The following is a 24,508-nucleotide window of genomic DNA, read 5'->3' on the forward strand; positions in this document are numbered from 1 at the left end:
AGCATGCCCAACTCATGGCCAAATGAAAACGCCCGGCTCAGGGTTTGGTGATGACCGCCACATCCGCGTGAGGAAACTCGACCTGTGCCTGCCAGCGGGTCGCCAGGGTGCGAAAGGAGGCCTCGGCAAAGAAGACGATGTGGGTCGGATCGTGGCGGTAGCGCCACTGCCGGAAGCGCTCGTCCCCCAGCACCCGCTGGGTCTGCAGCACCAGCAGACCGCCGGGCTTGAGGCAGCCCCACAGCGTCTCCAGCACGGCGCGCGGCTCGGCGATGTGCTCGATCACCTCGGTGCTGGTGATGAAGTCATACTGCCGCGTCAGCAACTCGGGCTCGTCGGCATAGAACTTGTCGTAGCCCGCCATCTGGTAGCCCGCCTCCCGCCCCATGGCGATGAGCGCCGGGCCCGGGCCGCAGCCAAAATCGAGGCCGCTGGCCGGCGGAGGCAGGCGGCGCAGCACCTCGCCGAAGGCACGCAGCAAAAAGGCGCGATAGCGGGGGTCATCCACCTGGTTGTCGTGGCCGTCATAGACCGCCTTCTCGCGCGCGGGATCCAGGTGCTCGACCGCATCCAGCCAGACCAGCTCGCAGGCCCGGCAGCGATGGTAGAGCTTGCCGGCCACCGGCAGCTCATAGGCATCGGTGGCGCAGCAGAGCGGGCAGGATAAGGGGGTCATGGCATCTCCTCTCGAAAGCGGGGCGGTCAAAAGTGGCCGCAGCTTGCCTGCCTGTCTGGCGGCTGACAAGGTTTTTGTCCGGCTGCCCCGCAATCGGGTCACAGCTTTACCTCTCTTTTCAACCAGTTGCATCTGTGTGAAACAGATTTTTTACCTCTTAAGGGTTTCTTAAGTTTGCCCCTTTAGTCTGATGACAATCGACAAGAAGGAGCCATCCATGACCACCGACATTCAAGCCCCCTATCGGCTGGCACTGGCCGATACCCCGCAACAGGTCATGGCACTGCAGGGCTACATCCAGGCGGCCTACAGCCAGGAGTTCAACGCCCGCATTCCCCATTTTCTGCCCTGCCTGCTCGGCCTCTACCGGGCCGACGGCCTGCTGGCCGGCGCCTGCGGTCTCAAGCTGGCCGGCAGCGAGCGCCTCTATCTGGAACAGTATCTGGATCAGCCCATCGAGGCCGCCATCGAAACCCGGCTCGGTGCCCCCGCCCGGCGGGATCGCATCGTCGAGGTGGGCAACCTCGCCTGCAGCGAGCCCGGCAACGCCCGCCTGATGTTTGCGGCGCTCTGCCGTCTGCTGTGCGACAACGACCTCGATTATGTTGTGTTCACCGGCACCGCCAAGCTGCGCAACAGCTTTCACCGCCTCCACCTCACCCCGGTGGAGCTGGCCCCCGCCAGGGCCGACAAGGTGGGTGACGACGCCAGCGCCTGGGGCGCCTATTACCACTGCCAGCCCAAGGTGATGGTCGGCGATCTCGGCCTCGGACGGCAGGCGCTGGCCCGGGGCAGCCTGCTGCTCTCCCTGCTGGCCCCCATGCCCTCCCTGTTCAACTGCCCGCACCGGAGCGCCTTATGATGCTGTTTGACCAAATCGCCTACTTCGCCCGCCAGACGCCCCACAGCCCGGCTCTTGCCAGCAGCCAGCACAGCCTCAGCTACGAGGCGCTGTGGCAGCAGTTGCCAGCGCTGGCCGACCGCCTGCAGATGGCCGGGATCAGCCGATTGGCGCTGCAACTGGACAACGGCCTGCCCTGGGCGCTCATCGATCTCGCCTGCGCCATGGCCGGTATCGTGGTGATCCCGATCCCCCACTTCTTCAGCCTGGAGCAGCAGGAGTGGCTCTTGGAGAGCAGCGGCGCCGACGCCCTGATCGGCCCCCACCATCCGGGCTGGCAGGCCAGCGAGCCGCTGACGCTCGCGGTCGGCGAGCTGCCGCTGTGGCGCCGCACTCCTGCCCGGCTGCCCCCCCTGCCGGCCGGCACCGCCAAGATCACCTATACCTCCGGCACCACAGGCCAGCCCAAGGGAGTCTGCCTGTCGCTGGCCCAGATGATGGCGGTCTGCGCGTCGCTGGCCGAACGGGTTGCCCCGGCCAAGGTTGAGAAGCACCTGACCCTGCTGCCGCTCACCACCCTGCTGGAAAACCTCACCGGTCTCTACGTGCCACTGCTCACCGGTGCCTGCAGCCGCATCCCTTCGCTGGCAGAGCTCGGCTTTGCCGGCTCCAGCAAGCTGGATCCGGCCACCCTGGCCCAGGCCCTGCTGCGCTGGCCCACCCACAGCCTGGTGCTGGTGCCCGAGCTGCTGCGCCTGCTGCTAGCCCTGTGCAGCGCCAACCCGGCGCTGGCCGAGCAGCTGGCCGGCCTGCGCTTCGTCGCGGTGGGCGGCGGCAAGGTCTCGCCCGAGCTCATCAGCCGGGCCCGCAAGCTGGGGCTGCCGGTCTACGAGGGGTACGGCCTGTCGGAGTGCGGCTCCGTCGTGGCCCTCAACGGCCCAGACGGCCACAGCCTGGGCAGCGTCGGCCAGCCACTGCCCCACTGCCGGGTATCGATCGCCGCCGATGGCGAGATCCTGGTGGAGGGCGCCGCCATGCTCGGCTATCTGGGCAGCGACGAGCCGACGCCAGTACTGGTCGCCACCGGCGATCTTGGCCACCTGGATGATGAGGGGTATCTGCACATTACCGGGCGCAAGAAGAACGTCCAGATCACCGCCTTTGGCCGCAACTTCTCCCCCGAGTGGGTCGAGGCGGAAGCCCAGCTCTGCCCGGCCATCGCCCGCATCGTGATCTTCGGCGACGGCCAGCCAGCCAACGTCGCCCTGATCCAGCCACTGCCCGGCGCCGACGCCCAGCTGGCCCAGCAGATCGAGCAGCTCAATCACCGCCTGCCCGACTATGCCCGCATCCATCACTGGCTGCCGGTGGCGCTGGATCAGCATCCGGAGCTGCTGACCGCCAACGGCCGCCCCCGTCGCGAACGGATTTATCACCACTTTTCCCGGCAGATCAGCCAATGCCTTACAGGAGAGACCTCATGAGCTTCTATCAAGTGCTGCAACAAGCCACCGCCCCGGCCCGGGAGCATCTGTTCAACGCCCCCATCATAGAGGCGTGCCGCAAGGGGGAGATCTCCCGCGACATCTACCTGCGCTTCCTCGCAGAGGCTTACTACCACGTGCGCCACACGGTGCCGCTCTTGATGGCCACCGGCGGCAAGCTGGGCCAGGAGTATGAGTGGGTACGCGGCGCCATCGCCGAGTACATCGACGAGGAGTATGGCCATCAGGAGTGGATCCTGAGCGACATCCGCGCCTGCGGCGGCGATGCCGAGGCGGTGCGCCACGGCCGGCCCGGGCTGCCCATTGAACTGATGGTGGCCTTTCTCTATGACCAAGTGCAACGCGGCAACCCCATGGGCTTCTTCGGCATGGTACAGGTGTTGGAAGGCACCAGCGTCGCCATCGCCCTGACCGTGGCCGATCAGCTCAAGGCGGGTCTCGGCCTGCCCCCCCAGGCCATGAGCTATCTGAGCTCCCACGGCGCACTGGATCAGGAGCACCTCAAGTTCTTCGAGTCTCTGATGAACCGGGTGGAAAGCCCGGCCGATCAGGCGGCCATCATTCACTCGGCCAAGGTGGTCTACCGCCTCTACGCCGACATGCTCTATCAACTGACGGAAAACCAGACATCATGAAGCTTGAAGGAAAACTCGTGCTGCTCACGGGCGCCAGCGGCGGGATCGGCGAAGCGCTGGCCCAGGAGCTGGCAGCCCAGGGGGCGCGCCTGTTGCTGCACGGACGCAGGGCCAGTGCGCTGGAGAGGCTTCGCAAGGAGCTGCCGCACCCGGAGCGCCACCAGATGGTGATCGCCGATCTGGGCTCGCCCCAGGAGCGGGCCAAACTGCTGCAGCACCCGGCGCTGGACGAAGGGCTGGACGTGCTGATCAACAACGCCGGCTGCAACCAGTTTGCCTGGCTGGAGGATCAGAGCAGCGAGCAGGTGGAGCGCCAGTTGCTGCTCAATGTCGAGGCACCGATCCAGCTCACCCGCATGCTGCTGCCCCGCCTGCGCAAACCGGCGGTGATCATGAACGTCGGCTCCAGCTTCGGTGCCATCGGCTACGCCGGTTACAGCGTCTACTGCGCCAGCAAGTTCGCCCTGCGCGGCTTCAGCGAGGCGCTCGGCCGCGAGCTGGAGGGAACCGGCATCCAGGTGCTGCACTTTGCTCCCCGCGCCACCCGTACCCGCCTCAACTCGGAGGCGGCCTACGAGATGAATGCCGAACTCGGCACCCACACCGACAGCCCGCAGGACGTGGCCGAAGAGGCCGTCATCGCCCTGTGCAACGAAACCCGCCGCAGCTGGCTCGGCTGGCCGGAGAAGCTGTTCGTGCGGCTCAACGGCCTGCTGCCCGGCCTGGTCGACCGGGCGCTGGCCAAGCAAAAACCCATCATAGAGCGCTATGCACGCCACGCGGCGCCTGCTGCCGGCAATTCGGGGCACGCCATTTCCGTCATGACAGAGAAGGAACGTTAAGATGAAGCACGCCACTTTCCGCCCCCGTTTCACCCACGGCGCCCTCCTGCTGCTCATGCTGGGCTCGGGGATGGCCCAGGCCGCCGACGCCCTGCCCGTCATCCAGCAGCAGTGGGCCGTCTGTCAGTATCAGCAGACCGGCAAGGCCAAGGAGAGCTGCCTCGAACAGCTGAGCAGCCAGGCCGATCAGGCCAGCGCCAAGGAGGCCTTTCGCACCGACCTGCTGATCTGGTCGGCCATCGTCAAGAGCACCTGGGCCGGCGCCAAGGGTGGGCTGGGGGCGCTGGGTCTGGTCAAGGAGGCCAAGGCCAAGCTGGAGATCGCCCTCAAGCAGGACCCCAAGGCGCTGGACGGCTCCGCATATACCAGCCTGGGCTCGCTCTACTATCAGGTGCCGGGCTGGCCGGTGGGCTTCGGCGATGACGACAAGGCCGAGCAGCTGCTCAAGCAGGCGCTGACCATCAACCCGACCGGCATCGACCCCAACTTCTTCTACGGCGACTTCCTGCTGGATCAGGGCCGCAAGGCCGAGGCCAGGGGCTATCTGGAGAAGGCGCTGACCGCCCCGCCCCGGCCGGGTCGCGAGCTGGCGGATCAGGGTCGACGCATCGAGATCCGCGATCGCCTCGACAAGCTATAAACCCAAGTCGGATCAGAGCGCTATTTAAACTCTGCCCACCAGCTTGCATACTGGTGGGCAGCGTCTTTTGAGGGGAATAACAATGCGGATCCTGTTGGTGGAAGATGATGTGATGCTGGGCGACGGCATGGTGGATGCCCTGCGCAGCAGCGGCTACACGGTGGACTGGCTGCAGCAGGGGCTGCCCGCCCTGTCGGTGCTCAAGAGCGAGGAGTTTGCCGCGCTCATTCTGGATCTCAACCTGCCGGACATCGACGGCATCAGCCTGCTGCGCAAACTGCGCCGGGAAGGCCAGACACTGCCGGTGCTGATCCTCACCGCCCGCGACGCCCTGGACGACCGGGTACTGGGGCTGGATGCGGGTTCCGACGACTACATGGTCAAGCCGTTCGCCCTGCAGGAGCTCAACGCCCGCCTGCGCGCCCTGGTGCGGCGAAGCAAGGGCCAGGCCCAGGCGATACTGGAATACGGCGAGCTGCAGCTCTATCCCGAGTCCCAGCAGGTCACCTATCGGGGCGAACCGGTCAAACTCACCCCCCACGAATACAAGCTGCTGCAGGAGCTCATCACCCAGAGCGGCCGGGTGCTGAGCAAGGATCAGCTGCAGCAGAGCCTCTACGGCTGGGACGAGGGGGCAGAGAGCAACGCGGTGGAGGTGCACATTCACCACCTGCGCAAGAAGTTCTACAGCGACCTCATCCGCAATATCCGCGGGGTCGGCTATATCATTCCCCAGCTTGAACAGGCCCAGCGCCGGGACCACCGGGCATGACGCGTCCCCGCTCCATCCGCCGCTTCCTGCTCTCCGGCATCCTGGCGCTGGTCAGCGCCAGCCTGGCCATCAGCGCCCTCATCGGTTATCTGGAGGCCAACCACGAGATGGAGGAGCTGTTCGATGCCCGTCTCGCCCAGTCTTCCCGCATCACCAACCAGCTGCTCAGCCGCTATCTGGAGCAAAATGGCGAACTGCCCGCCAACGGCACCGTCTACCAGGACTGGGAGCAGCACAACCCGGATCAGTGGCAGAAGGACACCAGTTTCAACCTGCGGGGGGAGGACAGGGAGCTCACCCCCTTCGGCCACGAATTCGAGCGCAACCTCTACTTCCAGCTGCTGAGCGAGCAGGGCCACATACTGCTGCGCTCCCCCAGCGCCCCGAGCCAGCCACTCGGCGCCCTGGCCCCCGGCTTCAACAACGTCACCAAGGACAACCACGAGTGGCGCACCTTCACCCTCTACAACCAGGACGAGCACACCTGGCTCATCGTGGCGGAGCGGGATGACGAGCGCAGCGAGCTGGCCAGCAAGATGGCCACCCTGGCCATGCTGCCGCTGCTCATCACTCTGCCCTTTCTACTCGGCCTGCTGTGGTGGCTCATCTCCCGCGGGCTGGCGCCGCTGCGACAGCTGGCCCAGGCCATCGGTGAGCGCCACCCGGCCAACCTGAGCCCGCTCACCCTGAAGATCCGCGCCCAGGAGCTGACCCCGCTCACCAACGAGATCAACCGGTTGATGCACGCGCTGGCCGACACCATAGAGCGGGAGAAGCAGTTCACCAACGAGGCCGCCCACGAGCTGCGCACCCCGCTGGCGGTGCTGCGCATCCACAGCGAAAACGCGCTGGCCGCCGAGGATGCCGAGAGCCGTCAGCACTCCCTGCAGAAGATGCTGCTGGCGCTCGATCGCAGCGATCGGCTGCTGCGCCAGCTGCTGACCCAGGCCCGCATCGACAACCAGCAGGGGCTGGAGCTGACCGAGCTCAACCTGAACCAGCTGCTGCAGGGCACCCTGGCCACTCTGGCCCCCATCGCCCTGAAAAAAGATCAGCAGCTGTCGCTGGAAGGCACCGAACAGCTGACGGTGATGGGACAGGCCACCCTGCTGGAGCTGATGTTCAGCAACCTCATCGACAACGCCCTGCGCTACACCCAGGCGCAGGGCGAGATCGCGGTCGAGGCGCGCCAGGAGGGGCACAGGGTCAGGGTCGACATCCGCGACAACGGCCCCGGCATCCCCACCGCCGCCCTGTCGCGCCTGTGCGAGCGCTTCTTTCGGGTCAATCCCCAGCAGGGGGACGGGGTCGGCCTCGGCATGGCCATCGTCTCGCGCATCGCCCAGCTGCACGGCGCCGATCTCGACATCCACAACCGGCCGGAAGGGGGGCTGGAGGTGAGCGTGCTGCTGCCCGCCCCCTCTCGCCCAGCCTGATCATCACCATAAAAAACGGGGGCCAGGCCCCCGTTTTTTATGCCGTTCGCTTCCCTCAGCGACAGCTCGGCTGCACCGTGAAGGTGCGGCTCGAATCCACTGCGCCGAGATCCGCCAGCAGGCGGCGTCCCAGCAGCACCGGATAGATCATCTTGCTGCGGTCCCGCAGGGTGAACCACTCTTCATACACCTTGTCGCCCAGGCAGATGGACATGGTAACCGTGGGGCGCTGCTCCATGCCGCCGGCGCCACGTACCGTCACCATGTGCTCCACCGGCCGTTCCAGAGTCTGGCTTACCTGCCGATCGGTATTGGCATCGGTGACCTTCAGGGTAAAGCGTACCCAGGACTTGCCGTCACGCTTGAAGTGGCGCAGATCCCGCGCATCGAGCGAGGAGGTGAGCGCCCCGGTATCCAGCTTCATCTTCACCGCCACCCCGCTCGGCATGATGAGCCCCTTCTCAATCCAGCCATAGATGGCGGGCGCCGGCGCGGCGAGGGCCGGCAGGGCAAACCCGGCCAGCAGCAGCGGTATCATTCGCAATCGGATCATGTCTACTCCTTGTCAGGACGGGGCCGACACAGGCCCGAGCCGCCCAGAGTGGGGATGGAAAGCGCCGCTGTCAACCGCTGAAAAGCACGGCAGACCAGCGAGTGACGAGTGGCCGGATGCGGTGCGTCAGCAGCCTGCAGTAACGGAGCAGAACAGAGTCATCAGAAGCTGACCAGGCAGGCAAGGAGGGAGGCAATATTGGTGTTGGATGAAACCCGAGGCTGTGCTCAGGTTGTGACGCCAAAGGCTACCACAAGGCTTCGCGAATTATCAGTCTTGTTCCGGAGGGATTTTTGCCTACACTGTTGTAAACCGGAGGCCCTGAAAACCACCGGTTTTTTTGTGCCTGCCGAAAAGTTGCCACTGCAAAGTGACCTATCAAACAAGGCTCAATAAGGAATTCGTAATGCGTATCGAAGAAGACTTGAAGCTCGGTTTCAAGGATGTCCTGTTCCGCCCCAAGCGCTCTACTCTCAAGAGCCGTTCCCAAGTCAGCCTGACCCGCCAGTTCACCTTCAAGCACACCCAGACCCAATGGCAGGGCGTGCCCGTCATCGCCGCCAACATGGATACCGTCGGCAGCTTCGCCATGGCGCGTACCCTGGCCGGCTTCGAGATGATGACCGCAGTACACAAGCACTACAGCCTTGCGCAGTGGCAAACCTTCGTCAGCGAAACCGACCCGGCGCTGCTGGGCCATGTGATGGTCTCTACCGGCACCTCCGAGGATGACTTCAACAAGACCCGCCAGATCCTCGCCATGTCCGAGGCGCTGCGCTTCATCTGCGTCGACGTGGCCAACGGCTACTCCCAGCACTTCGTCGAATTCGTGCGCAAGATCCGTGACGCCTGCCCCAACCACGTCATCCTGGCGGGCAACGTGGTGACCGGCGAGATGGTGGAGGAGCTGATCCTCTCCGGCGCCGACATCGTCAAGGTGGGCATAGGCCCGGGCTCGGTCTGCACCACCCGGGTCAAGACCGGCGTCGGCTACCCGCAGCTCTCCGCCATCATCGAGTGTGCCGATGCGGCCCACGGTCTGGGCGGCCAGATCGTCGGTGACGGCGGCTGCACCTGCCCCGGGGATGTGGCGAAGGCGTTTGGCGGCGGTGCCGACTTCGTGATGCTGGGCGGCATGCTGGCGGCCCACGAGGAGTGCGGCGGCGAAATCGTCGATGTGGATGGCGAACCCTTCATGAAGTTCTACGGCATGAGCTCATCGAGCGCCATGGACAAGCACGCCGGCGGCGTCGCCGAGTACCGCGCCTCCGAGGGCAAGACGGTGCTGCTGCCCTACCGCGGCCCGGTGGAGAACACGGTGCGCGACATCTTGGGCGGGGTGCGCTCCACCTGCACTTATGTGGGGGCCAGCCAGCTGAAGGAACTCACCAAGCGCACCACCTTTATCCGGGTGCGCGAGCAAGAGAACAATGTCTACGGCAAGGAGTAACTCGCCGCAGCCACCGTCACGCGCTGACGGTTAGAAGCCAGCCAACCGGTGTGCTACCCTGCGCACCGGTTTTTTGCATCTGGAACCCCGCGACATGACAAGCCCCCTCCCCCCGTTTGACTGGGACATCTTCTGCTGCGTAGTGGACAACTTCGGTGACATCGGCGTCACCTGGCGGCTGGCCCGCCAGTTGAAACAGGAAGGAGCGCTCCCGGCGCAGGAGAGTGAGGTTCAGGTGCGGCTCTGGGTGGACGATCTGGCGAGCTTCGCCCGCATCTGCCCTGGGCTAGACCCGGCGCTGGATGGTCAGTGGGTCGACGGCATCCATGTCCAGCACTGGCACGAGACCCTGCCGGCGGACACCATCCCGGCCCGGGTGGTGATCGAGGCGTTCGCCTGTGAACTGCCCGCCCCCTTCGTCGCGCAGATGGCGAGCCGGCCCAGCCCCCCCTGCTGGCTCAACCTCGAATACCTCTCGGCCGAGAGCTGGGTCGAGGATTGCCATGGCCTCGCCTCACCCCAGCGTCTCGAGAGCCAGAGCCTCGGCAGCCTGAGCCTCAACAAATACTTCTTCTTCCCGGGCTTCACTGCCAGAACCGGCGGCCTCTTGTGCGAGCGCGGCCTCATCATCGAGCGCGAGCGCTGGCAACAGGATGAAGCGGGACTGAACGCCTACTGGGCGAGCCTGGGCCTGCCCCCCAAACAGGAGCACGAGCTGCGGGTCAGCCTCTTTACCTACGAGAGCGCCGCCCTGACCAGCCTGGTCGAGTGCTGGTGCCAGGGCGCCACGCCCGTCACCCTGCTGCTGCCGCTCGGGCGCTCCCTCAACGACGTGCTCACCGGCGCCGGGCTGGCAGACGCCATCCCCACCGCCCAGGCGGGGGATCTGCTGCGCTCGGGCAACCTCGCCATCAAGCTGCTGCCGATGACCGATCAGGCCGGCTATGATCGGCTGCTGTGGAGCTGCGATCTCAACCTGGTGCGCGGCGAAGACTCCTTCGTGCGGGCCCAGTGGGCTGCCCGCCCTTTCCTCTGGCATATCTACCCGCAGGAAGAGCAGGCGCACATGGTCAAGCTGGACGGCTTTCTCGACCACTATCTGGCGCAGCTGCCCACCGCCACCGGCCAGTGGCTGCGCGGTTTCAGCCATGCCCTCAATCAGGGGGAAAACATCCGCGAATGGTGGGCCCAATGGCCGGATCACGCCGCGATATGGCAGCAACATGGGCGACACTGGTCACATAAGCTGCTCCAGGACGGGGATCTCGTCACGAGGTTGGTGAAATTTTTAGAAAGCCGTATATAATCTGGCAGTTTTTATCCGTCCGTTTCACGAACAGGAATTTTTTACATGAAAACCGCACAGGAAATCCGCGCTGGTAACGTAGTCATGATCGGCACCGAGCCGATGGTGGTCCAGAAGGCTGAATTCAACAAATCCGGCCGTAACTCCGCCGTGGTCAAAATGAAGCTGAAAGGCCTGCTGAACGGCAGCGCCACCGAGACCGTCTTCAAGGCCGACGACAAGCTGGACGTTGTTCAGCTGGAACGTAAAGAGTGCACCTACTCCTACTACTCCGACCCGCTGTACGTATTCATGGATACCGAATACAACCAGTACGACGTCGAGAAAGACAACCTGGGTGACGCGCTGAACTACCTGGTAGACGGCATGGAAGATCTGTGTGAAGTGACTTTCTACAACGAGAAAGCCATCTCCGTAGAGCTGCCGACCACCATCGTGCGCGAAGTTGAGTACACCGAGCCGGCTGCCCGTGGCGACACCTCCGGTAAAGTGACCAAGCCTGCCCGTCTGAAGGGCACCACCTACGAGCTGGCCGTTGCCGCCTTCGTAGAGATCGGTGACAAGATCGAAATCGATACCCGCACCGGTGAGTTCAAGCGTCGCGTCAACTAAGTTGACCCCTTGGATCAGTGGTAAAAAAGCGAGCCGTCGGCTCGCTTTTTTTATGGGCGCATCGGCCCCCTGGCTGTATTCGCGGCGCAAACATGGCTAAATGGGGCATGCTGGCTTTTGCCATCCCTCGGAGCGCCCCATGACATCCCTGCACAAAGCGCTGTTGTTGCTGTTGACCCTGCTACTGCTGCTCCTCTCCGGCTGGCAACCCTATGACAGGGCGACCTGGCTGATGGAGGTCGCGCCCGTGCTCATCGCCATGCCGCTGCTTGTCCTGACGCACCGCTCTTTTCCGCTCACCAGCCTGCTCTATCTGTGCATCACCCTGCACGCCATGGTGCTGATGCTGGGCGGCGCCTATACCTATGCCCGCGTCCCGCTCGGGTTCGAACTGCAGCAGTGGCTCGAGCTCGGTCGCAACCCCTATGACAAGATTGGCCACTTCTTCCAGGGCTTCGTGCCCGCCCTGGTGTGCCGGGAGATCCTGCTGCGCGGAGGTTATGTGCAGGGCCGGCGCATGCTGGCGTTTCTGGTGGTCTGCGTGGTGCTCGCCATTAGCGCCACCTACGAGTTCATCGAGTGGGGAGCCGCCCTTGCGCTTGGTCAGGGGGCGGATGAGTTTCTCGGCACCCAGGGCGATCCATGGGATACCCAGTCCGACATGTTCTTCGCCCTGATTGGCGCCGTCAGCGCCCTGCTGCTGCTCTCCCCCCTGCACGACCGCCAGCTGGCCGGGCTGGCAAGCCTCAAGCGGCCGCCACGCTAGCGCTGCCACTTCCCCCTTCAGAAAACCGGCCTGGTGCCGCTAACCCGAATAACCGGGGGAGCGCACTATGGCCAGATTGTTCTTATCACTGCTGTTACTGACCCTGCTGGCAAGCAACCCCTTGCAGGCCAGCGAGGGCACACCGCTCACGCCCCTCGACTACTGGCAGAACAGCGACTGGCAGGGGCTGCCCAACAGCACCCAGATCGACAAGCAGACGGTGCTGTTTGCCAAGCACGACAGCGACAGCTACGTGGGGCTCGCCATCCTCTTGCCCGACTGGCAGCGCAGTGGCCAGCTGTGGCAGCTGACCCGCGCCCTCGGCCGGCTCGGCTTCGACACCCTGCTACTGCTCCCCTCACCGCAGCAAACCGAATTTGACCCCGCCGCCGAGAAGAAACAGCAGGCCATCGACGACTTTCGCAAGCAGTTCGCCACCCGCATCAGCAAGCTGGGGGACGCCAAGCTGCAGGAGGGGGGCTTCAAGCTGATACTGGCGCAAGGCACCGGCGCCGCCTGGGCCACCAACCTCATCGCCAGCGAACAGCTGCCCGCCCCCGATGCGCTGGTGCTGCTCGACGGCTTCTTCCCCGACCAGCAGAGCAACCAGATCTTCGCCAAGGAGATCGCCCAGGCCACCATGCCGACCCTCGACCTCTATCAGGAGGATGGCGGACGCTGGCCGCTGCTGGCCGCCGAAGCGCGCAGAAGCGAGAGCCGCCGCAGCCACAAGCTCAACTACCGCCCCTACGCCCTGTTGGAGCTGGATGAAACGCCGACCCGGATCCAGGGCTGGCTCACCCACCTCGGCTGGCTCTGACACCAAAAATGCCGCCTGTCTCACATCCGGCGCGATTGCCAAGGCCTTGAGGTGCAGCAAACTGGCCCTCGGCCGCCGATGTTTGGCATCATGAACGCCTCAACGGCAGGAGGCTTCATGCAGCAAATTGTGTTTCTCGACAGTGATACCCTGGATACCGGCATCACCCTGCGCCACCCCGACTTTCCCCACCACTGGCAGAGCTACCCGAGCACGGCCCCCGAGCAGGTAGTGGCGCGGCTCAAAGACGCCAGCATCGCCATCATCAACAAGGTGCGCATCGGCGCCGCCGAGCTGGCCCAGCTGCCGGAGCTCAGACTCATCGCGCTGGCGGCTACCGGCAGCGACAACGTGGATCTGGAGGCGTGCCGCACCGCCAACGTCGGCGTCTGCAACATCCGCAACTACTCGGGCCCCTCGGTGCCGGAGCACGCCATGGCGCTGATGCTGGCCCTGGCGCGCAACCTCTTCTGCTGGCGCCAGTCGCTGCTGGAGGGGCGCTGGCAGCAGAGCGGCCAGTTCTGCTTCTTCGATCATCACATCACGGATCTGCACGGCAAGCGGCTCGGCATCATCGGCAAGGGGACCCTCGGCCAGGCCCTCGGCGAGCGGGCCAGGGGGATCGGCATGGAGGTGCGTTACGCCCAGAGCCAGGTCGGCGCCAGCCACGACGAGGATCGACTGCCGCTGGACGAGCTGCTGCAAAGCGCTGACGTCATCAGCCTGCACTGCCCGCTCACCCCCTATACCCGCAACCTCATCGGCGAGCGGGAGCTGGGGCTGATGAAGCCGGGTGCCCTGCTGATCAACGTCGGCCGCGGCGGTTTGGTGGACGAGGAGGCCCTGCTGCGAGCGCTGGCCAACGGTCGCCTCGGCGGCGCCGGTTTCGACGTGGCGAGCGTCGAGCCGCCGCCCCCCGACCACCCCTTGATGAAGGCCCTGCAGTACCCCCACTTCATCCTCACCCCTCACGTGGCCTGGGCCAGCGAGGAGTCGATGCAGCGCCTCGCCGATCAGCTCATCGACAACATCAACGCCTTCGCCGAGGGGCGCCGCCAGCACCGGCTGGTGTGAACCCTCTGGCGACCAAAACGAGAGAGGGGCCCATCGGCCCCTCTCTCAATGCTGGCGGCGATCAATCATCGTCGTGCCATCTGTGTTTCTTGTGCTTCTTGTGTTTCTTGTAGTGCCTGTGGTCATCGTCGTAGTAGCGATCGTTGCTCTTGTGGCCATCCCCGGTCTTGGCCCCGATGGCAGAGCCGCTGGCCCCGCCAACGCCGGCCCCGATCAGTTGACCCGTGCTGCCGCCCACGCTCTTGCCGATGGCGGCCCCGCCCAGCGCCCCGACGGCCCCGCCGAGGGCGGCTTCATTCTTGTTGCCCTTGTTGGCCGTGGCCGCGCCGCCGGCCGCTCCGCCCAGTGCAGCACCCACCAGGGCGCCGGTGTCACCGCCCAGCTCCTTGCCGATCATGGTGCCGGCCACGCCGCCCGCACCGCCGCCCAGGATGGTGTTGAGGGTCTCCGACGCCTGCGCCGCACCGCTGGCCAGCAGCAGTGAGCCCAACAGGGCCAGGGCGCGCATGCCGTGCTTGTTCATCTCCATGGGGTACTCCTGTCAAACCTGATTAATTTCCCCGAACTATACGATTCCCGGCAAAGGGCGCCACTGTCGCAGCAGAGCGACACCCGGCCAGGCACGACCTGCCGCGCTGACAAAATCAGGATTAACCTTTTGAATTTGCTTACTAAAAAACAGATGTTGTGAAATAGCAGCAGAGGCAGTCGCCGACCCCCCGGGCAGAGCACCTCCGCTCACCCATGATCGATATGACAGGATCTGTCAGCATCTCCGTCCGGCCGGGGCCACTGCGTCAGCGACCAGCCATCGCGCCCCAGCCGCTTGCTCCGGTAGAGGCACTCGTCGGCCCGCTCGAACAGCAGAGCCCCGTCCTCCGGGCAGTGGGCGCCGCCCACGCTCAGGGTCACCGCCTCGTGAAACTCGCGCCAGCGCTGGTTGCGCACCCTGGTCAGCAGCCGAGTCAGCCCCGCTTCCAGCTCGCTGCGCGGCCAGGGCAGCAGGGCAGCAAATTCGTCCCCCCCGATCCGGAAGACGCCGCCGCTGCCAAGCTCGCTCACCAGCAGCTCGGCCACCCGGCAGAGCACGCCATCTCCCACCGCATGCCCCCAGCTGTCGTTGATGCGCTTGAAGTGATCCACGTCGAACAGCAGCAGCCAGTGGGGTGTCGCGCGCTCTTCCAGCTCGGCGCGACGCTGGGTGAAGGCCCGCCGGTTCATGATGCCGGTGAGGGGATCGTGCAGCAGCGCATCCTGCCCCTGCAGAAAACTCGCCCGCACCTGATCTATCTCGCTGAGGCTGTCGTGTACGAACCAGGTCTTCAGCCGGCCGGGTCTCCTGGCCTGGGTCGGATCCCGCACTATGCCGGTCAGCGAGCCCGCCACCAGCGCCTGCTCCTGATTGAACACCCGCACCAGAAAGTTGATGCTGCAAAACCAGATGGCAAACAGCAGGAGCAGCGGCAGCGCCACCATCAGCAGGGCTTCTTCAAGGTCGTCATGAAACAGCCTTGGCGGCAGATAGATGTTGAGATCCCAGTCGATATCCTCCAGCTCACGGCGCAGATGGCTGCCGTGCCAGATCACCGCCAGCCCCTTGTCCGCACCGCCCGGCTCGGCCGCTGACGGCTGATAGAGCCCCATGTTGCTGCCCACCACCAGCTTTCCGTCCTCCCGCGCACTGATGTAGATGGCCGCCCGGTTGCTGCCCATGGCCCGCTGCAACGCCTGTTCGATGGTGTTGAAGGACATGTCGACCATCAGCAGGCCGAGCAGTTGATCATCCAGCCCCTTTACCCGCTTGATGAGGGTCAGGATCGGCTTTTGGGTGTCGAACGCCGGATAGGGGCCGAGCCAGACGAGATCCGCCCCCGGCATCGACAACGCCCGATACCAGGGCCGGCTGGCGGCACGATACTCGACCGGCTGCTGCCAGGCAGGGTAGCTGCTGAGGCGATCCGTCTGCGGGTGATAGAAGTAGATGTAGTGGCTGTCGCGCTTGATCTGGTGGGCAATGGCCCAGAGCGGGTTGTCGGCCGGCTCGCCGCGGGCGATGGCGGCCTTGTCCAGCGACGCCTCCAGCACGGCGATCTGACGCTGGTTGGCCAGCACCAGCTCGTGGATCAGGGCTGCTTCGAGGGAGGAGAGCATGTGACCGTAGCCGGTCACCGTCTTGTCGATGCTGCGCAGATAGCTGGCCATCGCCAGGGTGAGGGTGACCACCAGCACCAGGGCCCCCAGCAAGAGGGTAAACGAGGTCAACAGATAATAACGCCGACTAACCAACCACTGGATCATCAACACTCCGCAACAAAAACTGGAATGCGAGAATTTTATGGTGCTCAAACGGAATTATTCATTGATTGATATCAGCCGGATTTCGGCTAAATGACAAAAAACACATAAACGTGACGCCGCTCTCCCGCGTCACGAAGAGGCATATCAACAAAAAGTAAAAACAGTGACCACTGTGCGTTGACGGCTAACCCGCAAGAGGGTGTTATAGTCTACAACTCGAGCAATCGGAGCCGGATGGCCTTGCCAAGGATCACCGAAGACGATTCCCCGTCAAACAAAGGAGATGTTATGAGCAGTCCGTTTATCGAACAGATCAAAGTACGTCGTACCATCTATGCCCTGGGTGACCAGGTTTCCCATACGCCGGAGCAGCTGACCGCCCTCATCCAGGACGCCATCAAGCACAGTCCCTCCTCGTTCAACTCCCAGAGCTCCCGCGCCGTCATCCTGTTTGGTGCCCAGCATCACAAGCTGTGGGACATCGTCAAGGCAGAGCTGAAGAAGATAGTGCCGCCGGAAGCCTACGCCCAGAGCGAAGCCAAGGTGAATGGCAGCTTCCGCGCAGGTGTCGGCACAGTGCTGTTTTTCGAAGACACCGACGTCATCAAGGATCTGCAGCAAAAATTCGCCCTCTACGCCGACAACTTCCCCATCTGGTCGGAACATGCCACCGGCATCGCCCAGTTTGCGGTCTGGACCACCCTGGCCCAGGAGAAGATCGGCGCCTCCCTGCAGCATTACAACCCGCTCATCGACGAGGCGGTGCGCAAGGAGTGGAACCTGCCCGCCAGCTGGCTGCTGCGGGCCCAGATGCCCTTTGGCAGCATCCAGCAACCGGCCGGTGACAAGACCTTCATGGACGACGCAGAGCGTTTTCGCGTGTTCAAGTAATTGCCCCATCGCCAGTCAGGCCCCCGCTCACGGGGGCTTTTTGTTGTCAGGTGAGCAGCGTCAGCTGCAGACCTTCAGCCTCCACCACCACACTCACCTGGCGCCAGTCCTGGATCAGGGCGCTGATGCCGGGACTGAGCCGCTGCCGGCCCCCCACCTGTACCACCCGGCAACCCGCCCGCAGCGCACTGCTGATGCCGGCGGGCGCATCTTCAAACACCAGGCAATCGGCCGCAGCCAGCCCCAGACGCTCGGCCGCCAGCAGGTAGGGTTCGGGATCCGGCTTGCCGTGTTCCACATCCTCGGCCCCTACCAGCAGGGCGGGCAGCGGCAGACCGGCGCTGCGCAGCCTATGCCTGGCCACCCGCTGACTGGCGGAGGTCACCAGCGCCCAGCGCTCGACGGGCAGACTTGCCAGCAGGGGCCGGGCGCCGGCGAGGGCCTCGGCCTGGCCAGTGTGATGGATCTCGAGATCGTCGAGCAGGGCCACCTCCTGTGCCAGGTCAAGCTGCGGGGCCAGGGTACGGATCACCTCCCGCGAGCGTACCCCGTGGCACATGGCCAGCACGGACTCGGGATCCAGCCGGTGGCGGCGACACCACAGCCGCCACACCGCCTCCACCTCGCCGGTAGAGTGCACCAGGGTGCCATCCATGTCCAACAGCAGGGCGCGGGCCCGCAGCGTGAGCATGCTCATGAAACGGCTCCGGCCACGGCGGGTTCGGCCCCGGCCAGAATATCGCCGAAGGCCCGCCGCTGGGCTGCCTGCTCATAACAGGCCAGCGCCTGCTCGGCATTGCTCGCCCAGACTTGCAGCGGACCCACCGCAAAGCCCTGCTGCAACAGGCTGGTCAGCAGCTCCCCCGTCTCCGGTGCAGCCAGCGGCTGGGCCAGCACCAGATCTCCCTTGATCAAAAACAGATAGCGTTCGGCAGGCATGAATGACTCCTTGTTAGCAAGCTGACGGGGCCGACAGGGCCCGCTTCAGGTCTATTAGAACAAGGCAGTTAGATAATTTATAATCACAAAATGGCCACTTTCGATAACCAAACAGAATGAAATTCGATTTGAGACAGCTGCAGGCCTTCGTGACCCTGGCGGAGACCGCCAACTACCGGGAGGCCGCCAACCGCCTGTTCATCACCCAGCCGGCGCTCACCAAGCAGATCCAGGGGCTGGAGCAGACCCTCGGCAGCACCCTGTTCAACCGGGGGCGTCACGGCGCCGAGCTGACCGCCATCGGCACCCAGCTGCTCACCCAAGCCAGGGCGCTGGTCGAGCATGGCAAGGGCTTTGAGCGCCACGCCCTAGCGCTGGCCAGCGGCATTGCCGGGCGACTCAAGATTGGTTTCGGGCTGTCGAGCTTTGCGCTGGCGCCGGCGCTGGTGGCCCGCTTCAAACAGCAGGCCCCCGATGTGATGGTGCACCTGCAGGACATGACCTCCGCCATCCAACAAGAGTGGCTGCTGTCGGGTCAGCTGCAGCTCGGCTTCATGCGCCGACCACAGGCCCCGCAGCTTAGGGAGCACAGGCTGCTGACCGACCGGCTGGTGCTGGCGGTGCCGACCCAGATGACACAGCCGGATCCGGCCGCCTTCGACATCGAGCAAGCCTTGGCCAGCCAGCCCTTGCTGCAGATGGTGGGGCACCGCTGCCCCGGCCTCAGCCAGCAGATCGCCAGCTTCCTCGGCGCCAACCGGCTGACCGGCATGGTGCAGGAGGCAGAGGATATCCAGACCCTGGTGGCGCTGGTGGCCGCCGGCATCGGCAACGCCATCCTGCCGCGCAGCGTCAGCTTCATCGCGGGCCGGGACGTCACCCTCTATCCCCTCTCCGGCCCTTGCTCCGAGTGGGAGATAAGCCTGGTGTGGAACCCCGACTTTGCCGACCCGATCCGCGATCGTTTCTTGCAACTGGTCGTCGACGCCCATCCCGAACCGCAGCCGGCCGGGCAACAGCGTTAACAGCAAGCAGAATCATTAATAGAGAGCAGGGTCGCAGGCAGGATAAAACGAGGGATATCAGGGGGATGGCAGGGCACTGCAGCTGACGCTGTGGCAGCGATTCTTGCCCCCCAGCTTGGCCAGATAGAGCGCCATGTCGGCGGCGCTCAGCAGCTCCTCCTCCGAGACGCGGGCCTGCTGCGGCAACAGGGTGGCGATGCCGACGCTGGCGCTGAGCCGAAGGGTGTCCGCTCCCTGGATCAGCAGCTCGCCGATGCCGAGGCGAATGGCCTCCCCCATGCGGGCGGCGGCCTCGGCCCCGGTGTTGCCGAGGATCAGGGCAAACTCGTCGCCACCGAAACGGCTCGGCAGATCGGTGGCTCGCTGGCAAAAGGTGCTCAGCAGGCGACCCACCTGCTGCAAGAAGTCATCCCCCACCTGATGGCCGAAGTGGTCGTTGCACAGCTTGAAGTTGTCCAGATCCAGCATGATGAAGGAGAGCGGGGTCTGTTCACGCATGCTGCGCCGCCACTCGTTGTGCAGAAAGCTGTTGAACAGTCGTCGGTTGGCCAGTCCGGTCAGCGGGTCGTGCAGGGAGAGGTAGGCCATGTCCAGCTCCTGCAGCTTGCGCTCGGTGACGTTGATGTGACTGATGGTGTAGAACTCGACCTCGATACCCGGGATGGCGGAGACCCGCATCATGAACCAGCGCTGGGTGTCCGGGCTGTGACAGGGATACTCCAGATGAAAGTGCTGCTGTTCATGGCGCAGTACCCGCCGGATCCCCTCCGCCGCCATCAGGGCCAGCGGCTCCACCGAGTTGTCGCACACCCGCAAGTAGTTGACCCCCACCCAGTCATAGCCTGCCGGCATGCCGTTCTGCTCGGCAAAGCGATTCCAGGCGAGGTTGGTGTAGTGGATGACGCCATCCCGGTCGATCACCGAGATCTGCTCCTCCAGCGAATTGAGCAGCGCGGCCAGGTATTGCGCCCGATCGGAGAAGTGAAACAGTGAGCCCTGAAAATAGTCCGCCATGACCGCACTCCTCACCCAAAAACGACGTCCCCGGCATGGCCGCGACAACCAGAGCCATCCCGGCCCGCCCGCGTGTTGCCAATGACCGGGGCCACACCTGCCATGACCCGACCAACAAGATAATGATAGATGATCAACGACTTGAGTCGGCCTCCGAGTCCGCTAGTGGCCACACCACTGCCGCTCGCAGGGGATGCCGTCGCCCTCGCCGTCCATCCTGGTATTGGGGCAGTTTTGCAAAAACCAGGTCGCCTCCTCGCAGGAGGTCATCTGGGAGCAGTATTGCCGACCGTCGCACTGGCGGACGAAGGTGGCGGCCTGCTGCGGGCTGTCCGAGGGGTTGGCCTCTGCCTGGCTGAACGAGGAAGTGGAGGTAGGTGAAACCGACTCGACCGAAAAACGGGAGTAGAGGGAGAAGATCCCGATCAGCACCAGCAGCGGGATGAGCTTGCCGAGCCAGTGGCTGCGGCGCCGGTAGGCGGGGCGAGGACGCGTGTGCTGCGGGGTAGGCCCGCTGCCCGCCGGGATGCGACTGCCCTCCGACATGCGGCGGCCCGCCGGCGTGGGTCGACTCTCATTGCCGTCTGCCAACGACAGGGGGCGCTCGGGGAAAAACACCTGCTCGGCCCTGGGCTTGCCATTCTGGCCGGCTCCCACCAGGTAGGAGACCCGCTCCCCCGCCATGGGCGGCAGGCCGTCGCACCGTAGTGCCGAGATGTGCACGAACAGTTCAGCCCCTTTCGGGGCACCCTCCCCCTGCTCGGGTGCGATAAAACCAAAGCCGCGCGCTTCGTTCCAGCGCACGATCCGTCCCTGATAACGCATGTCCCCATCCTTGTGGCCATCGATGCTCGCTTCATGTTGCCCAAAATGGCTGCGGCCCGACAGGGGGCCGCAGACAAAATGTCAAAACAGTGAGCAAGCTCCGCCTGCCGCCGGGATCAGGCCAGCTGGGCCACCTTGATGATCTCGGCGATGCGACCGAGCAGACGCAGCGAGGCGTGGTGCTCGTTGGCATCCGCCGCTGCGCAGGCATCTTCCAGGATGGTGATGGCGTAATCCCGATCGTGACCCTCCCGCGCCGCCGCCTGAATGGCCCAGCCGGTACTCACCCCGCACAGATAGAGGTGCTCGATGCGATTGGCCCGCAGCGCCGGCTCCAGCGCCGTGCCGTAGAAGGGGCTGACCCTGGGCTTGGTCAGCACCAGATCGCCGGGTTGCACGTCCAGATCAGGGTGAAAGTCGGTGCCGGGATCGGCCAGCGACAGCGCCCCGAACTGGTGGGCCCGGCCAAACATGGGGGAGCCCTTGGGCTGCAGCAGATAGTGCGGGTCAAAGCCCACCTTGACCTGCACCACCAGCTAGCCGTGGGCGCGGGCATGGGCCAGCGCCTGGTTGGCGTGCGCGATGGCGTCCTGCTCCAGCACATGGGCCGCCGAGGCGGCGATGCGCCCGTCCGGGTGGGCGATGTCGTTGATGAAATCGATCACCAGCAATGCCTTGTTCATGGGCTCTCCTCCCTCATGATGGCGCCACGCGCCTTAAACCAGCCCCAGCGCATAGCGTAGCGCCATCTCCTTGAGCGGGCCCGCCTTGTCCGCCAGATTGAGGGCCAGGTTGCGGGCCAGCTTGAGGGGGCCTATCTCGTTGCTGAAGACGCCGTAGAAGAGATCCATCCCCGACTGCATCAGCAGGTTGTCCGGGCGGCGCCGCCGTTCATAGCGGGTCGCCAGTTCGGGCTTGTGCCACTCGGCACCGGCACTGTGCAACAGATCCGCCCAGCAGGCCACGTCCTTGAAGCCGAGATTGACCCCCTGCCCCGCCAGCGGGTTGATGGTGTGGGCGGCATCGCCCAGCAGCACCACCCGGCCGGCGTGGTAGTCGTTGGCGTGGCGGCGCACCAGCGGGAAGCTCCCCTTGCCGGTCGCGGAAAAACCACCGAGGCGAGCCGGGAAGTGGCGGCGCACCTCGGCGGCCAGCCCCTCGTTGCTCATGGCCGCCAGCGTCCGGATCCGGGCCGGACTGTCATACCAGACCAGGGAGCCGTGCCGGCCCGGCAGCGGCAGGAAGGCGCGCGGACCGCTCGGGGTGAACTGTTGCCAGGTGATGTCTTCCTGCTCGAAGTCGGTGTCGATGTTGATCAGCATGCAGTGCTGGCGGTATTCAAAACGCGACACCCCGATGCCGGCCAGCTGGCGGGTGCGGGATTCGGCGCCATCGCACGCCAGCACCCAGCGGGCGGCTAGCTCGCTGCCATCATCCAGGGTCAGCACCGCCTCGTCCGCGCCCTGGCGCAGGCTGGTCACCGCTGCCGGGGTGTGGGTCTGGATGTTGGGGAAATCTTCCATGCGTCTGAGCAGCGCCAGCTGCACCAGCCGGTTCTCGATGATGTAGCCGAGCTGGGGCAGGCCGAGGTCGGCGGCGTTGAAGTGGGTGGCGAAGCCATCCAGCTCCCAGGTCTCCAACCGGCGATAGGGGCACAGCCGCATCTGTTGCAGGTGTTGCCAGGCACCGGCCTGCTCCAGCAGCGCCACCGAGGCCTGACTGATGGCGGAGACCCGCAGATCCAGCGGCTGCTCGGGGGCGTACTGCTCCGGCAACCGGGTCTCGATGACCCGGATGGAGAGGCCCTGCGCCGCCAGCAGACAGGCGGTGGCGGCGCCGACCATGCCGGCCCCGACAATGGCGATATCACACTGTTCCATAACTTGATTCCTGCAAGGGGTGGGCCCGGGCAAGGGGAGAGCGCAGCCGGACCGAATGGTCACATGATACCGCAAGGGGCGCCGAGAAACAGTGAAGGCCGTGGAGAATTAGTGCGCCAAATCAAGGAGAAAGCCGATGCCTGCCGAGGTGGCTACGGCTGCGTTCCGACCATGGCGGGCTGGATATTTGCTAGGCAGTCTCCGGATTGCGGAGTAAAATGCCCGGTCCTTTGACCATGCCGCATTCAAAACAAGTCAAGAGAAGCAATGAGCAAGAAACTTCACATTAAAACCTGGGGCTGCCAGATGAACGAGTACGACTCGTCCAAGATGGCCGACCTGTTGGATGCCAGCAATGGCTACACGCTGACCGAAGAGCCCGAAGAGGCAGACGTCTTGCTGCTCAACACCTGCTCCATCCGCGAAAAGGCGCAGGAGAAGGTGTTCCACCAGCTGGGACGCTGGAAAAAACTGAAAGCGAACAAGCCCGGTCTGGTGATCGGCGTGGGCGGCTGTGTCGCCTCCCAGGAGGGGGACAACATTCGCACCCGCGCCCCCTATGTGGACATAGTGTTCGGTCCGCAGACCCTGCATCGCCTGCCCACCATGATCAAGCAGGTACAGGAGGGGCGCGGCGCCCAGGTGGACGTCGCCTTCCCCGAAATCGAGAAGTTCGACAGCCTGCCCGAGCCGCGCGCCGAAGGGGCGACCGCCTTCGTCTCCATCATGGAAGGCTGCTCCAAATACTGCTCCTTCTGCGTGGTGCCCTACACCCGCGGCGAGGAGGTGAGCCGACCGCTGGACGACGTGCTCTATGAGATCGCCCAGCTCGCCCAGCAGGGCGTGCGCGAAGTGAACCTGCTCGGCCAGAACGTCAACGCCTATAGGGGCCCGACCTTCGACGGCGGCATCTGCACCTTCGCCGAGCTGCTGCGACTGGTAGCCGCCATCGACGGCATCGACCGCATTCGCTACACCACCAGCCACCCCATCGAGTTCACCGACGACATCATCGAGGTCTACAGGGACACCCCGGAAGTGGTCAGCTTCCTGCACCTGCCGGTGCAGAGCGGCTCCGACCGCATCCTGACCATGATGAAGCGCCCGCACACCGTGCTGGAGTACAAGTCCAAGATCCGCCGCCTGCGCGCCGCCCGTCCCGACATCACCATCAGTTCCGACTTCATCGTCGGCTTCCCGAACGAGACGGACGAGGATTTCGAGGCCACCATGAAACTCATCGAGGATATCAACTTCGACATGAGCTTCAGCTTCATCTACAGCCCGCGCCCCGGCACTCCGGCCGCCGATCTGCCCGATGATGTCGACATAGAGGTGAAGAAAGCCCGCCTGAGCCGCCTGCAGCACGTCATCAACAACCAGGCGATGCAGATTGGCCGCGCCATGCTGGGCTCCACCCAGCGCATCCTGGTGGAAGGGCCCTCCAAGCTCGATCCCATGCAGTTGTGCGGCCGCACCGAGAACAACCGGGTGGTCAACTTCGAAGGCCCGCACACCCTGATCGGCGGCTTTGCCGACGTGGAGATCACCGAGGTGCGCCCCAACTCCCTGCGCGGCAAATTCCTGCGCGGCGAGAACGAGATGAACCTGCGCATCGCCACCGCCCCGAGCGAAATCCTGGCCCGCCGCCCGGACAACGTGCCGGATCAGCTGGGCGTGGCCGCCTTCACTCCCCACTAATCTGTTC

The 24,508-nt window shown here is 64.7% G+C and carries 25 protein-coding genes and 1 pseudogene; 16 read left to right on the plus strand and 10 right to left on the minus strand.

Annotated features, from left to right (window positions below; translation table 11 throughout):
• Window positions 1-37: 37 nt before the first annotated feature.
• Window positions 38-676 carry a class I SAM-dependent methyltransferase gene (locus PG897_RS09820; RefSeq protein WP_201881651.1) on the minus strand — a complete coding sequence of 213 codons (639 nt, stop codon included), beginning with the start codon at window positions 674-676 and terminating at the stop codon, window positions 38-40.
• 217 nt (window positions 677-893) lie between these two features.
• Here PG897_RS09820 and PG897_RS09825 point away from each other — a divergent pair, with 217 nt between their 5' ends.
• The 7 genes from PG897_RS09825 (at window position 894) to PG897_RS09855 (ending at window position 7,347) form a co-directional block, all read left to right on the plus strand.
• On the plus strand, window positions 894-1,538 hold the full coding sequence (locus tag PG897_RS09825) for a thermostable hemolysin (RefSeq protein WP_201881650.1): 645 nt from the start codon (window positions 894-896) through the stop codon (window positions 1,536-1,538).
• A complete protein-coding gene (locus PG897_RS09830) occupies window positions 1,535-3,001 on the plus strand; it encodes an AMP-dependent synthetase/ligase (protein WP_201881645.1) in 1,467 nt (488 codons plus the stop codon). Before PG897_RS09825 ends, PG897_RS09830 begins: the two co-directional genes overlap by 4 nt.
• The gene (locus PG897_RS09835; protein ID WP_076360372.1) at window positions 2,998-3,657 is read left to right on the plus strand and encodes a TenA family transcriptional regulator; all 660 of its coding nucleotides are present in this window, start codon (window positions 2,998-3,000) and stop codon (window positions 3,655-3,657) included. The genes PG897_RS09830 and PG897_RS09835 overlap by 4 nt, the downstream gene beginning before the upstream one ends.
• Window positions 3,654-4,499, plus strand: coding sequence for an SDR family oxidoreductase (locus PG897_RS09840; RefSeq protein WP_076360373.1), 846 nt, complete (start codon window positions 3,654-3,656; stop codon window positions 4,497-4,499). Before PG897_RS09835 ends, PG897_RS09840 begins: the two co-directional genes overlap by 4 nt.
• A 1-nt stretch (window position 4,500) precedes the next feature.
• Complete coding sequence (locus PG897_RS09845; RefSeq protein ID WP_201881644.1) at window positions 4,501-5,139, plus strand: tetratricopeptide repeat protein; 639 nt, start codon at window positions 4,501-4,503, stop codon at window positions 5,137-5,139.
• A gap of 82 nt (window positions 5,140-5,221) precedes the next feature.
• On the plus strand, window positions 5,222-5,911 hold the full coding sequence (locus PG897_RS09850; protein WP_201881643.1) for a response regulator: 690 nt from the start codon (window positions 5,222-5,224) through the stop codon (window positions 5,909-5,911).
• Window positions 5,908-7,347 (plus strand): ATP-binding protein, encoded by a 1,440-nt coding sequence (locus tag PG897_RS09855; protein ID WP_049048249.1) that lies wholly within the window; start codon window positions 5,908-5,910, stop codon window positions 7,345-7,347. The genes PG897_RS09850 and PG897_RS09855 overlap by 4 nt, the downstream gene beginning before the upstream one ends.
• 55 nt (window positions 7,348-7,402) lie before the next feature.
• Here the strand turns inward: PG897_RS09855 and rloA3 are convergent, their stop codons facing one another.
• On the minus strand, window positions 7,403-7,900 hold the full coding sequence (gene rloA3 / locus PG897_RS09860) for a retropepsin-like aspartic peptidase RloA3 (RefSeq protein ID WP_201881642.1): 498 nt from the start codon (window positions 7,898-7,900) through the stop codon (window positions 7,403-7,405).
• A gap of 406 nt (window positions 7,901-8,306) precedes the next feature.
• On the opposite strand from rloA3, the gene PG897_RS09865 reads away from it, so the two are divergent.
• From PG897_RS09865 to PG897_RS09890, 6 genes are all read left to right on the plus strand, one after another.
• Window positions 8,307-9,350, plus strand: coding sequence for a GMP reductase (locus PG897_RS09865; RefSeq protein ID WP_005298297.1), 1,044 nt, complete (start codon window positions 8,307-8,309; stop codon window positions 9,348-9,350).
• A gap of 94 nt (window positions 9,351-9,444) precedes the next feature.
• On the plus strand, window positions 9,445-10,656 hold the full coding sequence (gene earP, locus PG897_RS09870; RefSeq protein WP_201881640.1) for an elongation factor P maturation arginine rhamnosyltransferase EarP: 1,212 nt from the start codon (window positions 9,445-9,447) through the stop codon (window positions 10,654-10,656).
• 45 nt (window positions 10,657-10,701) lie between these two features.
• Entirely contained in the window at window positions 10,702-11,268 is a 567-nt protein-coding gene (gene efp / locus PG897_RS09875; protein ID WP_005298294.1) for an elongation factor P, read from the plus strand.
• A 139-nt stretch (window positions 11,269-11,407) separates the two neighbouring features.
• Window positions 11,408-12,034 carry a DUF2238 domain-containing protein gene (locus tag PG897_RS09880; protein ID WP_201881631.1) on the plus strand — a complete coding sequence of 209 codons (627 nt, stop codon included), beginning with the start codon at window positions 11,408-11,410 and terminating at the stop codon, window positions 12,032-12,034.
• Window positions 12,035-12,101: 67 nt separating this feature from the next.
• Complete coding sequence (locus tag PG897_RS09885; protein WP_017764970.1) at window positions 12,102-12,854, plus strand: DUF3530 family protein; 753 nt, start codon at window positions 12,102-12,104, stop codon at window positions 12,852-12,854.
• Between the two features lie 117 nt (window positions 12,855-12,971).
• The gene (locus tag PG897_RS09890) at window positions 12,972-13,928 is read left to right on the plus strand and encodes a D-2-hydroxyacid dehydrogenase (protein ID WP_010633165.1); all 957 of its coding nucleotides are present in this window, start codon (window positions 12,972-12,974) and stop codon (window positions 13,926-13,928) included.
• Window positions 13,929-13,989: 61 nt separating this feature from the next.
• Here PG897_RS09890 and PG897_RS09895 read toward each other — a convergent pair whose 3' ends face one another.
• The gene (locus tag PG897_RS09895) at window positions 13,990-14,457 is read right to left on the minus strand and encodes a YMGG-like glycine zipper-containing protein (protein WP_005298287.1); all 468 of its coding nucleotides are present in this window, start codon (window positions 14,455-14,457) and stop codon (window positions 13,990-13,992) included.
• A 209-nt stretch (window positions 14,458-14,666) separates the two neighbouring features.
• The gene (locus PG897_RS09900; protein WP_201881629.1) at window positions 14,667-16,226 is read right to left on the minus strand and encodes a diguanylate cyclase domain-containing protein; all 1,560 of its coding nucleotides are present in this window, start codon (window positions 16,224-16,226) and stop codon (window positions 14,667-14,669) included.
• A gap of 288 nt (window positions 16,227-16,514) precedes the next feature.
• On the opposite strand from PG897_RS09900, the gene PG897_RS09905 reads away from it, so the two are divergent.
• Window positions 16,515-17,117, plus strand: a complete 603-nt coding sequence (locus PG897_RS09905) for a nitroreductase family protein (protein WP_005298281.1) — start codon at window positions 16,515-16,517, stop codon at window positions 17,115-17,117.
• 46 nt (window positions 17,118-17,163) lie between these two features.
• On the opposite strand, the gene PG897_RS09910 is transcribed toward PG897_RS09905, so the two are convergent.
• Together PG897_RS09910 and PG897_RS09915 are read right to left on the minus strand one after the other, a co-directional pair.
• Window positions 17,164-17,814 carry an HAD-IA family hydrolase gene (locus PG897_RS09910; protein WP_043171216.1) on the minus strand — a complete coding sequence of 217 codons (651 nt, stop codon included), beginning with the start codon at window positions 17,812-17,814 and terminating at the stop codon, window positions 17,164-17,166.
• Entirely contained in the window at window positions 17,811-18,056 is a 246-nt protein-coding gene (locus PG897_RS09915) for a hypothetical protein (RefSeq protein WP_017780557.1), read from the minus strand. The genes PG897_RS09910 and PG897_RS09915 overlap by 4 nt, the downstream gene beginning before the upstream one ends.
• A 116-nt stretch (window positions 18,057-18,172) precedes the next feature.
• Between PG897_RS09915 and PG897_RS09920 the strand changes: the two genes are divergently transcribed.
• The gene (locus PG897_RS09920) at window positions 18,173-19,081 is read left to right on the plus strand and encodes a LysR family transcriptional regulator (protein WP_043171217.1); all 909 of its coding nucleotides are present in this window, start codon (window positions 18,173-18,175) and stop codon (window positions 19,079-19,081) included.
• Window positions 19,082-19,138: 57 nt separating this feature from the next.
• On the opposite strand, the gene PG897_RS09925 is transcribed toward PG897_RS09920, so the two are convergent.
• The 4 genes and pseudogenes from PG897_RS09925 to PG897_RS09940 form a co-directional block, all read right to left on the minus strand.
• The gene (locus PG897_RS09925) at window positions 19,139-20,095 is read right to left on the minus strand and encodes a sensor domain-containing diguanylate cyclase (protein ID WP_043171218.1); all 957 of its coding nucleotides are present in this window, start codon (window positions 20,093-20,095) and stop codon (window positions 19,139-19,141) included.
• Window positions 20,096-20,257: 162 nt separating this feature from the next.
• Complete coding sequence (locus tag PG897_RS09930) at window positions 20,258-20,920, minus strand: excalibur calcium-binding domain-containing protein (RefSeq protein WP_043171220.1); 663 nt, start codon at window positions 20,918-20,920, stop codon at window positions 20,258-20,260.
• 116 nt (window positions 20,921-21,036) lie between these two features.
• Window positions 21,037-21,603: pseudogene (locus PG897_RS09935) on the minus strand (cysteine hydrolase family protein).
• A gap of 33 nt (window positions 21,604-21,636) precedes the next feature.
• Window positions 21,637-22,800: an FAD-dependent monooxygenase gene (locus PG897_RS09940; RefSeq protein WP_043171222.1), complete on the minus strand. Its 1,164-nt coding sequence runs from the start codon at window positions 22,798-22,800 to the stop codon at window positions 21,637-21,639.
• A gap of 267 nt (window positions 22,801-23,067) precedes the next feature.
• Between PG897_RS09940 and miaB the strand changes: the two genes are divergently transcribed.
• Window positions 23,068-24,501, plus strand: a complete 1,434-nt coding sequence (gene miaB / locus PG897_RS09945) for a tRNA (N6-isopentenyl adenosine(37)-C2)-methylthiotransferase MiaB (protein WP_043171223.1) — start codon at window positions 23,068-23,070, stop codon at window positions 24,499-24,501.
• Window positions 24,502-24,508: the final 7 nt, after the last annotated feature.

Source organism: Aeromonas sp. QDB20, from assembly GCF_027707805.1.
GTDB classification, from domain to species: Bacteria; Pseudomonadota; Gammaproteobacteria; order Enterobacterales; family Aeromonadaceae; genus Aeromonas; species Aeromonas dhakensis.